The 13,961-nt window shown below is 45.4% G+C and carries 10 protein-coding genes; all 10 read left to right on the top strand.

Going from position 1 to position 13,961, the window contains the following annotated elements; translation table 11 throughout:
* The first annotated feature begins 283 nt into the window (after positions 1-283).
* The 10 genes from AB6E54_RS05205 to AB6E54_RS05160 all read left to right on the top strand — a co-directional run bounded on the left by AB6E54_RS05205 (position 284) and on the right by AB6E54_RS05160 (position 13,847).
* Positions 284-964, top strand: a complete 681-nt coding sequence (locus AB6E54_RS05205) for a hypothetical protein (protein WP_372106701.1) — start codon at positions 284-286, stop codon at positions 962-964.
* A 66-nt stretch (positions 965-1,030) separates the two neighbouring features.
* Complete coding sequence (locus AB6E54_RS05200; protein ID WP_372106702.1) at positions 1,031-1,729, top strand: ABC transporter ATP-binding protein; 699 nt, start codon at positions 1,031-1,033, stop codon at positions 1,727-1,729.
* Entirely contained in the window at positions 1,717-3,015 is a 1,299-nt protein-coding gene (locus tag AB6E54_RS05195) for an ABC transporter permease (RefSeq protein WP_372106704.1), read from the top strand. Before AB6E54_RS05200 ends, AB6E54_RS05195 begins: the two co-directional genes overlap by 13 nt.
* Positions 3,008-3,790: an outer membrane lipoprotein-sorting protein gene (locus AB6E54_RS05190; protein ID WP_017065102.1), complete on the top strand. Its 783-nt coding sequence runs from the start codon at positions 3,008-3,010 to the stop codon at positions 3,788-3,790. The genes AB6E54_RS05195 and AB6E54_RS05190 overlap by 8 nt, the downstream gene beginning before the upstream one ends.
* A gap of 9 nt (positions 3,791-3,799) precedes the next feature.
* A complete protein-coding gene (locus tag AB6E54_RS05185) occupies positions 3,800-5,092 on the top strand; it encodes a hypothetical protein (protein ID WP_372106705.1) in 1,293 nt (430 codons plus the stop codon).
* The gene (locus tag AB6E54_RS05180) at positions 5,092-6,126 is read left to right on the top strand and encodes a sensor histidine kinase (protein ID WP_372106706.1); all 1,035 of its coding nucleotides are present in this window, start codon (positions 5,092-5,094) and stop codon (positions 6,124-6,126) included. The genes AB6E54_RS05185 and AB6E54_RS05180 overlap by 1 nt, the downstream gene beginning before the upstream one ends.
* Before the next feature lie 72 nt (positions 6,127-6,198).
* The gene (locus tag AB6E54_RS05175; protein ID WP_017066907.1) at positions 6,199-7,047 is read left to right on the top strand and encodes a LytTR family DNA-binding domain-containing protein; all 849 of its coding nucleotides are present in this window, start codon (positions 6,199-6,201) and stop codon (positions 7,045-7,047) included.
* Positions 7,048-7,222: 175 nt separating this feature from the next.
* On the top strand, positions 7,223-9,985 hold the full coding sequence (locus AB6E54_RS05170; RefSeq protein ID WP_017066906.1) for a pitrilysin family protein: 2,763 nt from the start codon (positions 7,223-7,225) through the stop codon (positions 9,983-9,985).
* Positions 9,986-10,282: 297 nt separating this feature from the next.
* Complete coding sequence (locus AB6E54_RS05165; RefSeq protein WP_372106708.1) at positions 10,283-13,051, top strand: M16 family metallopeptidase; 2,769 nt, start codon at positions 10,283-10,285, stop codon at positions 13,049-13,051.
* Positions 13,052-13,364: 313 nt separating this feature from the next.
* Positions 13,365-13,847 carry a hypothetical protein gene (locus tag AB6E54_RS05160; RefSeq protein WP_372106805.1) on the top strand — a complete coding sequence of 161 codons (483 nt, stop codon included), beginning with the start codon at positions 13,365-13,367 and terminating at the stop codon, positions 13,845-13,847.
* The last annotated feature ends 114 nt before the right edge of the window (positions 13,848-13,961 follow it).

The following is a 13,961-nucleotide window of genomic DNA, read 5'->3' as shown; positions in this document are numbered from 1 at the left end:
GATCGTTAAAAGTGTCGATGTATGTTCAGTGCTAAAGAAAGTTCTCCCCCTCTGCTAAAGATCTAGAGATATTGATGAACCCAGATTGAGGGGGAGTTAGAGGGGGAGGTAACTATGGCTAATTATGCGAATAGTGTTCGTCTAGTTCCTATAAGGTTGAGACCCCACTCACACCGCCTCTCAACCATTCACTCCTTATAATTACCATTCGTCGCATTGGTAAAACTGCACGACAAATTCTAGTTAACCTTTCAACGTCAACATTTGAAAGGGATTAGAAATCATGACTACTTCACACTCATTTAATTCAGGCTCTACAACTTCTGTGCATAAGCGTTCATTGCTGATTGCTCTTGTTTCGTTTGCACCGTCGTTAGCTTTAGCGAACCCGAGTTCAGACGTGCTCGATATCTACAACCAAGCGGCGCAAGGCAATGAAGACTTGGTTGAGGTGGCTTATGAACGCCTTAACGACACGCTACAACAAGAAGGTGCGACACCACTGACTTTGGTTTACCTAGGTAGCACAGAAACCCTGATGGGGCGTGATGCGTTCTTGCCTTGGAATAAGATGAAGTATGTGGAGAAAGGCTTATCAACCATTGATAAATCACTGGTGCTGCTTAAAGGCGAAGACCAACCCATTCATGAGCAACCTCGTGTTCAAGGGCTGCCAGATTCTTACCTAACTCGCGCAATGGCTGCGGTGACTTACACCTCTCTGCCAGACATGTTTAACCACTTTGACCGTGGTTACGACCTGTTCCTCTCGTTACTCGCGGAAGATGATTTCCAACAACAACATTTCGCTGCGACCTCGTGGATTTACCGTTACGCCATTACCGCATCGATTCGTGCTGAAGACTTCGAGCAAGCACAGGTGTGGCTTGAAAAAATGGAAAACACCGATGCTGGCAACATCGAGACCATGACGGCGAAAGCCCTAATAGCGAAAGCCAAATAGCGGTTTACTAAAGCTCATTAACAACTGCGAACGCTTAAGAATGATGGGTCAGTGGAGGACAAAGGAATGATTGAATTTAAAGATATCGGCAAAGCGTATGTCACGGGCGGTCAACGTGTTGATGCATTAAGCGGGGTCGATGGCCATATCCAGCGCGGTGAAATGGTAGCGTTATGTGGCCCGTCGGGTTCTGGGAAAAGCACACTTTTGAATATTCTTGGTTTGTTGGATATGGATTACCGAGGCGAGATCAATATTGATGGCCAACCGTATCCGACAGAGCAAATCGCCGCTGCACGCTTTCGTCGTCAGTCGTTGGGTTTTGTGTTTCAGCGCTTCAATCTGGTTCCTGTAATGACAGCGTTAGAAAACGTCGCTTACCCATTGATGTTGAACCAATACTCTAAGCAAGAACAGCAGAGCAGAGCGCAAGACATGTTAGAGCGTGTTGGGCTAGGGGATTACGTTCATCATCGACCAGACAACCTTTCAGGTGGCCAGCAGCAACGTGTCGCGATAGCCAGAGCGCTGATCCACAACCCAAGCTTAGTGATTGCCGATGAGCCGACCGCAAGCCTAGATAGTCACACCGCCAACCTTGTGATCGACATTATGAAAGAGTTCGGCCATGAAATGGGCACCACCTTTATCGTCGCAACGCATGACCCAAGAATGGCGCAGCGTTGTGACCGAGTCATTGAACTTATCGATGGTCAACTGGCACTACAAGCCACAGCAATGGAGGCAATCTCATGGGCAAGTTAACACAAAGAATGAGCACTTTTTTGCTTCCTACCTCGGTGCGTTTGGCGTGGCTTAATTTATTGAGAAACGGTCGCCGTAGTCTGCTTTCGGTATTGATCATCGCAATTGCCGTATTTGCGCTGACCTCGGCTGGAGGTTATGGGCTTTATACCTATGAATCTCTGCGTGAATCGACCGCGCGCGATACTGGTCATCTTACTTTGAGTACGCCGGGATATTTTGAGCAAGATGAAGACATGCCGCTGAGCAATGGTCTAGACAATGTTCAAGCCCTAACCAAGAGCATTATTGGCGACAGCAATGTGCGTGGGGTGCAGCCGCGAGTCTATTTTAGTGGTTTGGTGTCTAACGGAAGCAAGTCGAGCATCTTTATGGGAACAGGCGTTAATGAGCGCGAGTTCGACATGAAAGGACCTTTCCTTGACGTGCGCAGCGGTCAAACTCTCTCAGATGTGAAATCTCCCAGATACGACAGCCAAGAGCCACAAGTGATGCTGGGAACTGACCTTGCTCGCAACCTCAAAGTTGCGGTTGGTGATTGGGTGACACTGCTCGCGACTACCAGTGACGGCGCATTGAACGCTTTTGATTTTAAGGTGCAGGGTATTTACTCGACAGGAGTGCCTGAGCTGGATAAGCGTCAGCTTTACGTTCATATCACGACCGCTCAAGAGCTTTTGGCTTCAGACAAAGTCAGTACCTTGTCGGTGTTCTTATTTGAGACAAGCAAGACCTCGACCGTTCAACAGCGTATCCAAACAGCTTTAGATCGAAATAGTGCGAGCCAAAGCGATCAAGGCACAGAGATCGAGATCACCCCGTGGCAAGATCGCGCGTTCTTCTACACCAAGGTGAAAGATCTTTACGACCGTATCTTCGGCATCATGGGCGCGGTGATGGCATTGGTAGTGTTTGTGTCGTTGTTTAACACCATGACCATGTCGGTGACCGAGCGTACTCGTGAAATTGGCACCTTGTCGGCACTAGGCAGTTACCCGTCTGAAATCGTCGCAGGTTTCTTAAAAGAGGCGGGATTGTTGGCTGTGATTGGCAGCGCGATCGGCGCGTTAGTGAGTGGCTTCGTGTCGGTGTTATTGCTGGTGGTGGATATCCAAATGCCACCACCTCCCGGCAGAACCGAGGGTTACCCACTCAACATTTACTTCTCATTGGAATTAGTTGGTTACGCCACTTTAGGTGTGTTGACGATATGTTTGCTAGCCGCTTATTTCTCTGCTCGCAAAGGCGTAAATAAGCCAATCACGGAGGCGCTGGTTTATGTATAAATTTACTCGTTCACTCACTGTTTTAGGTTCTGTATTGGTTTTGGTTCTAGCATCGACACCAAGCTGGGCAGTCGATTCACAACAAGTCACAGAGATGATCGCCAAGGCGGATAGCTATCGCTTGAACAGCGAACAGGCGTCTAAAGTGGTTTCTCTGGTCGCGCTATATCAAGACGAGCAACTGGACAAAACCCGCGAATACAACGTCTACACAAGACCAAACCGAGAGTCGCTGGTCGTGTTCAAGTCGGCGGTCGAGGCGGGTCAAAAGATGCTGATGATAGAGGACAACTATTGGTTACTGATGCCGAAATCGCGCCGACCTATCCGAATCACACCAATGCAGAAACTCTTGGGTGAAGCTTCGGTAGGGGACATTTCGACGCTCACTTGGAGCGAAGATTACCAAGGTAAGTGGGTTGCCGAGCAACAGGTTGAGAGGTCGACTGGCGAGACACTCGATACTTATCATCTAAAGCTAACGGCGAAAACCAAGGGTGCCAGCTATCAATCGATTGATCTGTGGTTAACGGCAGACCGAGCGTTTCCTGTTAAAGCGGATCTGTATCTGCGTTCTGGAAAACTGGCCAAGCAAGCTTGGTTTACTGAAGGCGTGCGAGATGGCTTGCCAAGTGTAGTTTCGATGACTTTGCTCGATAAGATTCAACCAAGTAAGAAAACCGTGATTGAGTACCGCGAGGTAAGCGAACAAGCTTTAGCGGACAAATACTACAACCCTGCTTACTTATCACGTAATAGCGTGTCTGGGCTTTAGGTGGGTGCCATGAAAGCTTCTAGTCGTCGATTCCACATTAAGCCTTTAATCGCTAGCTTTCTTGCATTGTCTTGTGTGAGTAACACGACTCAAGCGGACGATCTGAGCCTAGCGTGGGACTGGCAACTGAGTGCTGAAGCCGTTGAATCGCGAGAGTCGCCATTTAGCCCTTTTGCATCTGATAATCGTCAGTCACTCAATGGTTTGTTGGATCTTGAAGTTGGATATGGCAATTGGCTTGGCCTGTTTGCCGTGAAAGCCAATGATATTTTGACTAATACTCCTCAAGACCAAGACGCGAGCTTTGAATCGGAATTCATTGCGCGCGAGCTGTTTTGGCAAGGTGGTGTTGAACTGTCTAATTCAGCGTTCGGTGATCACTACCTTGATGTGACACTCGGTAAGGTTCGCCTAGATTGGGGTGTTGGTTATGGCTATCGACCGTTAGACATCATCAAACCTTATCGACAAAACCCAGTGGGCATTGTCGCAGAAGAGGGCGCAGGTGTTGCCTCGGCGTCACTGTTCGATATGACGGGCGAATGGACACTGCTTTACAGCGATTCGTCATGGACTTCCCAAGACGTAAATGAATTCGAAAAGCAGAATCAGCAACAAGGCTTTGGGATACGTCGTTACAATCTGGTTGGCGACCACGAATATCAGTGGGTCGCTTATTACGACGATGTACGCCATGGCTTACTTGGGGCGAGTTTAGTGTCGGTGTTGAATCTCGCTTGGGAGTTTCATGGCTCGGTGGTTTATCAGCGACAAAGCCTTGGCTACAGTCAGCCGGATTCAATGCTTAAACCGGTTTATCTTGAAGAGCAGGGCGAGGCTTATCAAGCGTTAGCAGGATTAACATGGGCCAATGACACGGGCCATAATGTGGTGCTGGAATACTGGTTTGATAGCCGTGCTTGGAGTCATTCTGAGTGGCAAAGCGCGATAGAAAGTGCAGAGTCTTTGTCGGTTAATCCGATGACATCTTCGTTGGTAGGTTCTTATGCGCAAGGCTATCAACACGCCAATTTGGTTCAACACAACCTCATGTTTCACTGGTCTTTGGACTCGACACATGGCTGGCTTGAAGATATCACGCCAACATTTGATGTCATGCTGTCTCCACAAGACGGTGGCTTTATTGCTACGCAGTGGCTCAATTATCAGGCTTTCGATAATGGCGATTCATCGTTGGAATTGGAACTTGCTGCACGCTTTCTAGGCGGTAAAAGTGATTCTGCTTACGCCAACTTACCGGATAGTCATATGATTCTTTTAAATATCAAAGGACGATTTTAATGGACACTTCTTCAAACAGTCGCTTTTCATGGATTAAAAGCTTCGCGTTCACTACGCTATTTTGCGTTCTTATTGCAATTACAACCAATACGATTTGGGGAGGCGGGTTTACGCTTAACTTGGCCATCAGCTTCGGCTTTGGCTACAGCGCAGTTGGCTCTTCGTTTGTGTTGGTTGAACTATTCAAAAGGAAATCAAAGGCATTTGATGTAGGGGTATCAATGGTGATTGCAATGACCCTTGGTACCTTGAATGCATACTATTGGTTGAACGGCTTTTTCGGCTCTAACCTTTCCGATCTTAAGTCTGTGATTCTGCTTGGTGTGATCTTTTGTTCCGTTTGTTATTACTATTTCTACACAAGAGAGCAGCAGCTACGTGCCGATAATGAATTAGAGGTGGCGAAGCGTCGCCAATCTGATCAAGAAAAGGTCGTTGTACTTAGCCAGTTAAAACAGCTGCAAAGCCAAATTGAGCCGCACTTCCTGTTCAACACGCTTGCGACCATCAATGTATTGATTGAGAGTGACAGCGCGAAAGCCAAGTTGATGCTCGAAAAACTGACTGACTTATTGCGTGTAACTCTGAAAAACAGCCGCACTGAACAATCGACCATCGCACAAGAGGTCGACTTGTTAGACGCTTATCTTAATATCCAAAAGATACGCTTGGGTGAGCGCTTAACGTTCTCGATTGAAACACACGAGATTAGCGATTTGCAGGTGATTCCACCGTTCTTGATTCAACCTTTGGTCGAGAATGCACTCACGCACGGCATCGAGCCCAAAGCCGCTGGTGGCCAAGTGAATATTCGTATTACTCAACAAGCACAGCAGCTAAAAATTGAAGTGGCTGATAATGGCGCTGGGTTGAAAACGCCTTCTGCGAATACGGGTCACGGTGTTGGGTTAAGCAATATTCGTCAAAGAATCGAAACCCTGTATGGTGATAAGGCGAGCCTAACGATTACTGAACACGCTGAAGGCGGGGTAGTCTCGACGATCTTGTTACCGTTGACTGAGGCAGCCGCCTAGAATTACAGATCAGAAAACACCGAACAGTGACGCAAAATAGACGATTTACAGTGTGAATTTAAAGGACTAACCATGAACAACCCAACAGTACAGCCGAGCGTAACGGCGATAATCGCAGACGATGAAGCACTGTTAAGGCACCACTTAGACAAGAGCCTTGCTGAGGTTTGGCCGGAGTTAGAAATCGTCAGTAAAGCACAAAACGGTTTGGAGGCGATGGAGAGTATTCAGCAGCTTAAGCCCGACGTGGCTTTTCTCGATATTCGTATGCCGGAACTGGATGGTATCTCTCTGGCGAAACAACTCAACAAGTTAGATTCACCGCCATTGATTGTGTTTATCACGGCTTATGACGAATACGCGGTCAAAGCTTTTGATCACAATGCGATGGACTACCTGCTTAAGCCAATCAATGAAGAGCGTTTACTGGCCACATGTCAGAAAGTGCAAGCGCGTCTGTCGAGCAATCAAACACAAACAGGTACCACGCCAGAACAGCCCGATATCACGGCGTTAATGGCTCAGCTTCAACAACTATCCCAGTCGACGTCACAGCAAACGCAGCCTCCTTATCTATCGGAGAAAAAGTATCTCACATGGCTCAAAGCCAGTGTAGGGGAAGACATTCACCTAATCGCCGTCGATGATGTCGCTTACTTCAAAGCAGAAGACAAGTACGTGTCTATATTTAAGAAGGGTCAAGGGGGATCGCTAGAGGAGTATATTCTTCGCGTGTCACTAAAAGAGTTGATAGCGCAACTCAATCCTGATGAGTTTTGGCAAATCCACCGTTCAGTGGTAGTGAAAGTTTCCGCCATTGATAAGGTGAAGAAAGGGCTCTCAGGTCAGATGTCGGCGTATGTGTCAGGGGAAAAGCTACCGATCAGCCGTGCCTCGCAAGCGTTGTTTAAGGGTATGTAGCGTACGAGCAAAAGGCGCGACATATCACCTTTATAATTGATTCATGTAATTTATAAATTAAACACTTTCATATTTATATCGAGTGACTCTAAAATTTTAGTCGTTTGATTTAATGGCGAATTATTACACTTTGGCGATCGGATATATTGAAGCAAAGCCCTTCAAAGAGATCGTTATGAAAGCATACTATTTAGTCGTCGTATTGAGCTCCACATTGCTAGGTTGCAGTTCTACTCCTCATCAACAAACGTTATTGAAATCCGATCCATATTGGGTCACAGGTGAATTAGATAACGGTTTAACCTACCACGTTTACCCTGACCGAGAACAACCAGTATCGGTACGCTTACTTGTGCATGCCGGCTCTTTTCAAGAGAGCGATCAACAAAAAGGTTATGCCCATTTTGTTGAGCACATGGCGTTTAATGGCAGCAACAATTTTTCAGGGAATGATGTAGTAGAGTTATTTGAGCAATCTGGTGCTAGCTTTGGCGCTGACTTAAATGCTTATACCTCTTATCAAGAAACCCTCTATAAGTTAGATCTACCCGACAACAAGAATCTAGATAAAGCGTTGGCATGGTTTAGAGATATTGGCGATGGTTTACTGCTGTCCGGCGCTGAGATCGAAAAAGAGAAAGGGGTGATATTAGGAGAATTTCGACACACACGAGTTGAAAATAAGCCTCTCTCATTTAAATTCTACGATCATATGGTTGAAGGCACGAATTACCAAACCAACGATCCCATTGGCAATAAAGAATCCGTTTCTAATGCGAATGTTCAAGAGTTAAATAACTATTACCAAACCTGGTATCAACCTCAGTTAGCCGAGGTGATTGTCTCTGGTGATATCACTCTGGCAGAAGTGATCCCTTTGATTGAAGAAACTTTCTCTGATTGGCAAAGAGGCACAACACCGGTTCCCGTGAAGAACACGTCAGCGGATTACAATACTCAAGATTTTGTGGCGTATGGAGCTGGGAGCGAGCCACCGAGCATCGGGATAGTGATTGAGCGTGGGCAAAGAGTGACACAGAGCCATGAGCAACAACATCAGCTTTGGCTAGATGATATTGCTCAACAACTCATCCAACAAAGGTTGAATTCAGATTTTGTTGACGCTGCATTGCCAGTGCAATGGGTTGCTTCGACTCCCTATTTCTTAGAGTACCAAAGGTATTCCATTACTACGGTTGGCTTTCCTATCGATAGTCGAGAGCAAAGCCAGCAGCAGTTTATTTCTACTCTCGCCTCATTGCGTGATTATGGTGTGAGCGAATATGAATTCACGAGTGTGATACAGCAATACCAAGCTAACCTTGATGACATTCAAGCTAACTGGGAGAGAATGGACGCAGTAGCTCATGCTGACGGTAAGTCGACGGCGCTGGTGATTAACCAAACGGTTCAATCACAGCTTGATTATAAGTCGAGCTTGAAAGAGTTTCTTTCGAGTACGGATCTAGAAGCCGTAAATGATAATTTAGATGATTTACTTTCTAGTCCATATATTTTGGGATTAGGTTTATCGTCTAAAGAAGACTTGCAGGCAATGAATAACGAGCTAAAAGATGTCAGAAAAGCCTATAAAAAGACAGGTAACAGACCATTGCTCGTTACTGCAAGCTCGGCGTTTAGTGTACCAGCGTCTCAAGGTGAAATTGTAAAACAAGTTCAGGTGAGTGACGATCCTAATTTGAAGCAATGGACACTAAGCAACGGCATTGAAGTTTTGTATCTCCGTAACTCTGAGGCTGGTAATAGTGTTGGGGTTTACTATGCAAGTGAGGGGGGAAAAGCGGCGCTGAGTCCTTCGCTGTTTCCTGCTGTAGAGATTGCTCTGCCAGCTTCGATTCGTAGTGGTGTTGGTAAATTTAGTGGTTCGGAGTTCACCGCTCACTTGAGACGCGAAGACATTGAAATCTACCCCTTTATCAACTTTACTCATCATGGTTTAGAAATAAGCGCCAAGAAAAAGACGCTTGCAGAGGGTTTAGCTGCGCTCCATACCATTGTAACCGAACCTAAAATAGACAGTGCCCAGCTTGAGGCTGTGAAGTCTGAATTTGCTCAAGATCGTACAGCATATTTAGAAACACCAGTTGGTCAGTTTATTCAGATGGTTAATCGCAATAGCTATCAAACAAGCAGCCGTCACATGATGCTTGAAAGTGACGATATTAAAGCTGTCACGTCGCAAGATATACTAGACGTACAGCATCAACTCTTTCAAAAATTAAGAGACAATACATTGGTTATTGTTGCTGATATTAACCCCGCTGAAATTAAGCCTCTTGTGCGTCAATACGTTGCATCGTTGCCATTAGAAGCCGCTGTGTCTCCTGATTATCAGGTGGCTTATAGTCCTGATTCGAAAGAACGAATGGATATATCCGTCAATAATGAAGACAGCAGTCAGTATTTATTGCGTGTGATTTCCCAGCAAGCTCGGGATCAAACCGCAAAAGATGTGTTTATGGACGATATGCTTCAGCGCGTGTTGTCGAGCCGTTTAACGGCTTATGTTCGTGAAGAGTTAGGTTTGGATTATGCGCCTTATGTGTACTCGGTTGCACAAGACAGTGAGCCGAGTCATGACTGGTTAATCGGCTCTTTAACGGCTCCAGAAAACTCAGATAAAATTGAACAGGCGATTGATAAGGTCATTGCTGAAGCGGCAAAAGGGATTTCTGAAGATGAGACTCGGACGGCCGCTAAGCAGCTTGTAGCGGACCTTACTCCACTTAAATATAAGCCTACCGAACAAGCTTGGTTTATTTCTCGTTATTTGATTCATGACTATGGTTTTGAGGTGTTGTTCGACCTGCAGGGGACGGCAGACTCAATTTCTAGTCAAGACATGACAGAGTATGCGAAAGAAATTTTTGGTGATAACAGCTATCAGCTGAAGAATTTGTTAAGCCCACAAGGTTAGGTCTAGTTAGGTGAGTGGTTTTCTTGAAAGCCGCTTCTACTTTTTATATGTGGATTCACTTACAAGCCAAATGTTCAAGCATTTGGCTTTTTTTTATTGCACTGACAAGCGAGTCTAAAATCGATGTATTAGGCTCTTATCAAAACACCACTTTAAATGAGCACAGCGATCTTACATAACGATTTATGATTTATAAAATAAAGATCTAGATCACAAAGATACTCATCAGGTTCAATATTAAATAATAATCGTTAGCTCAATCTGTATATTGTCGATGAATGACATTAAGAGGTTGTTATGAAAACATATTATTTAGCGACGGCTCTATGCCTCACCTTAGTTGGCTGTAGCTCAACATCAAAAACTACCGAAACGCCAATCCAGCCGGATCCGGCATGGACTTCAGGCCAACTAGAAAATGGCCTTACTTATCATGTTTATCCAGATCATGAAGAATCCGTATCTGTTCGTTTAGTCGTGCACGCCGGTTCGATTCAAGAGACTTCTCAACAAGAAGGCTACGCGCACTTCTTGGAACACATGGCATTCAATGGCAGTAAAAACTTCTCTCAGAACGATGTGATTCGTCTATTCGAAGACGCAGGCGCTAGCTTTGGTGCTGATATTAATGCCTACACTTCTTATGAAGAGACGGTCTACCAGTTAGATTTGCCAGATAACATCCAATTGCAGTCTGCTTTGACGTGGATGCGTGACATTGGTGATGGCCTGGATCTATCAAGTTCAGAAGTCGAAAAAGAAAAAGGCGTGGTTCTTGGTGAGTTTCGTATGGCTCGCCTCGATGATAAGTCATTCGGAGATATATATTATGATCACTTCATTGAAGGCGGCCCTTACGAATCGCAAGATGCACTAGGGACTAAATCGTCTATTGTGAATGCCACTCCTCAAGGTATCACCAACTTTTATCAGACTTGGTATCAACCTCAAATAGTTGAGTTGGTCGTTTCTGGTGATGTGGACATCAAAACCGTGATTCCACTCATTGAAGAAAAGTTTTCTAGCTGGGAACGTGGCGACACGCCGAGACCAGAGAAACAGAAAGTGACCTCATTCAATGAAGATGATTATGTTGAGTACGCAGGAAGAGAAGCGCCAAGCATCACTCTGACGTTTAACCGAGGTTTAAATAGAGTTGAAAATCATGCTCAGCAGAACCAACGCAGGTTAGATGAAACCTCTCAACAATTGATTCGACAGCGATTAGAAGCGGTGTTCAATGATGCCGCGCTGCCGACTCAATGGATAGCGTCTGATAGCTATCGAATGGGTTCTCTGTACTATTCGTCAATAAGTGTTGGGTTTCCGACTGGAGGCCGCGAAGTTATCCAAAAAGATCTGCTTTCTACATTGGCATCACTGCGTGATTTTGGTGTTTCGGAAACGGATATTGTTGGTGAACTGCACTACTACCAAGACTTGCTGGATAACATTGAGCATGACTGGGATAAAATGGACAGCGTTGAACACGCGAATTACAAAGTGAGCAGGTTAGTCACTGATCGAATTGTCCAATCACAGAAAGACTATCAAGTCAGCTTGGAAGCTTTCATTGCTAACTTGAGCCTTGAAGTGATTAACGACAACATCAAAAATCTACTTTCTGATGATTACTTCCTTGTTATTGGTATGGATGACTCCGAAGACAGAACAGCGATCATCAACTCTCTAGATAGTTTAAAAGCCACGTATAGCGAGGCGGGAATTCCACCGCTTACTATTGGAACAGCCAGTGCCTTTGCTGTACCTAGTTCGCAAGGCGAGGTTGTGCTTGCTGAACAAATGTCCGTAGACCCATACATCCAAAAGTGGACGCTAAGCAATGGTATCGACATGTGGTACTTGCGCGATTATCTTGCAGGTGATGATGTTGGGGTGATGTACATGAGCCTCGGCGGAAAAGCCGCTTTGGATCCGAGCTTGTACCCAGCGGTTGAGGTCGCATTACCTACTTTCGCTCGAAGCGGTGCCGGTGAGTTTACGGGCTCTGAGCTTTTAGCGTACTTTGATCGTGAAAATATTCGCGCCGATTCCTTCATTGGTAATACTCGTCATGGTATTGAATTTAATATCAATAAAGACGGGCTTGAAGACACGTTTGCTGCGCTTTATACCTTCATAACTGCGCCTAAAATTGTTCCCGATCAGTTAGAGGCAGTGAAGCAGGAGTTTGCACAAGGTCAAGAATCTTTCTTGAGCAGCCCTGTCGGTCAGTTTGAGCGCGCAAGAAACCAGAATATCTATCGTCAAGACAGTGGCCACCTCTTTGTTGATAAAGAACGTGTTGAAGCGGTTTCTGTGGAAGACGTCGCTAATCTTCATCAGCAATTGTTTGGTCAAATGAGGCATAACCAATTGGTGATCGTGGGTGACATCGACCCAAGTGAATTAAAGCCTTTGGTTGAGCAATACTTGGCTTCGATTCCATTAGAAAAAGCTGAGGTTCCTGAATTTAAGGTGGCTTACAAGCAGCCATCTGAATCACGCATTGATTTAGCGATCAACAATGTGAATAGTGCAGAGTACATCCTACGAGTTATCTCTGAGCCTAGCGTTGAAGTTAAAATGTCGGCAAAAGATGTTTTCATGGAAGACTTGCTGCAGCGCTTGCTGGCGACTCGTTTAGATACCTATATTCGTGAAGAGTTGAGCTTAGATTACTCGCCATATGCGTATTCAGCATCCGCAGATAGTGAGCTGAGTGGTGAGTGGGTTATCGGGGCGATGGTAGCGCCGGAGAACGTTGACCAAGTCGAAGTGGCGATCGATAAAGTGATTGCAGACCTTTTACAAGGCGTCTCTGAAAAGGAAATGCACGCAGTCGTGAAACAGTTTGAAGCGGACTTCACGCCTCTCGAGATGAGCTCTATTGACCAAGCATGGTACCTGTCTCGTTATTTACTTCATGGTTACGATATCGAAGCTTTGTCTCAAGTTGAGCGAGTGGCGAGGTCGATTACTGCGGAAGACATGAATCAACTTGTCCAACGCATCTTTGGTGAAAATAGCCGTAAGGTTAAGAACATCATGCGTCCTAAAGCCTAAAGCCTAAAGCCTAAAGCCTAAAGCCTAAAGCCTAAAGCTTGAAACCAACAGAAAGAGACAACTCAAAGCCAAGCGAGCACCGCTTGGCTTTCTTGTTTTCCCACCATTCATAACGTCTATGCCTCACCTGTTGTTAAGCCGTTTTAGATCTATGTAAATCTAAATTTTGAGATCGCTTAATCGGTTGCATCGTATCATTTTCTAAAAAAATGTTTTAAATCAAGACAGCGTTTCATTTGTATTGTAGATTGACGATCTACGAGAATGTTGTTTGGATATTAGATTGCTTAAACTGGGTACCCGATTAGTCTTAATGTTGTTTTTACTGAGCTTTGGCTTAGTGAATTCTAACGGCTATTCGTTTCCTTCTAAGCCATTTCAAATATACTCGGCTCAAGAGCAATCTTCACAGAATGAGCAATCTTCCTCGATAAAACAGTGTAAACAAGCCGCTACGGATAAACCGTCGAGCTACTTCGAGTGCAACAAAGCTCAGTTTGGCACCGTGCCTTCTGGTGACAGTTCTAACTATCACGACACCGAATCAAGCCTTCAAGCAGCAAACTTCAGACGTATGCTCAGTAATGAGCAAGAAAGCGTGGCCGATCTTGAGCCTGCTTATCACCTACTGATCGACTTCTCTCCCCCTTCATTACTGGCTTCTCTGCTTTTCAACACACCATTGTTGGATTCCAAGCAGCACTGGACCAGCATTGTGAGTTCTCCGTCCTCCCGGCTTGCTGGGTGGAAAGAGGGCAACATCCAATACTCGCATTTCCGAGAACTTCTTAGCTAATCGTTTGACCCTAAATTGGTCGTATCGATGGTCACTTGTGCCCGTTGAACTCGCCAGTTAATCAAAACAAGCATAGCGACATCAGCTTTAGCATCACTATCTTTCAATCAGCTT

It is taken from the genome of Vibrio sp. 10N.247.311.49 (genome assembly GCF_041467655.1).
Lineage (GTDB): Bacteria > Pseudomonadota > Gammaproteobacteria > Enterobacterales > Vibrionaceae > Vibrio > Vibrio crassostreae_C.
Note: the sequence above shows the minus strand (reverse complement) of the source record. Positions and strands in the feature narration are given on the sequence as shown.

Bases quoted from the DNA above. Each gene is read 5' to 3' on its own strand.
- AB6E54_RS05180 (WP_372106706.1), top strand. From the start codon at position 5,092: ATGGACACTTCTTCAAACAGTCGCTTTTCATGGATTAAAAGCTTCGCG.
- AB6E54_RS05205 (WP_372106701.1), top strand. From the start codon at position 284: ATGACTACTTCACACTCATTTAATTCAGGCTCTACAACTTCTGTGCAT.
- AB6E54_RS05195 (WP_372106704.1), top strand. From the start codon at position 1,717: ATGGGCAAGTTAACACAAAGAATGAGCACTTTTTTGCTTCCTACCTCG.
- AB6E54_RS05175 (WP_017066907.1), top strand. From the start codon at position 6,199: ATGAACAACCCAACAGTACAGCCGAGCGTAACGGCGATAATCGCAGAC.
- AB6E54_RS05185 (WP_372106705.1), top strand. From the start codon at position 3,800: ATGAAAGCTTCTAGTCGTCGATTCCACATTAAGCCTTTAATCGCTAGC.
- AB6E54_RS05170 (WP_017066906.1), top strand. From the start codon at position 7,223: ATGAAAGCATACTATTTAGTCGTCGTATTGAGCTCCACATTGCTAGGT.
- AB6E54_RS05165 (WP_372106708.1), top strand. From the start codon at position 10,283: ATGAAAACATATTATTTAGCGACGGCTCTATGCCTCACCTTAGTTGGC.
- AB6E54_RS05200 (WP_372106702.1), top strand. From the start codon at position 1,031: ATGATTGAATTTAAAGATATCGGCAAAGCGTATGTCACGGGCGGTCAA.
- AB6E54_RS05160 (WP_372106805.1), top strand. From the start codon at position 13,365: ATGTTGTTTTTACTGAGCTTTGGCTTAGTGAATTCTAACGGCTATTCG.
- AB6E54_RS05190 (WP_017065102.1), top strand. From the start codon at position 3,008: ATGTATAAATTTACTCGTTCACTCACTGTTTTAGGTTCTGTATTGGTT.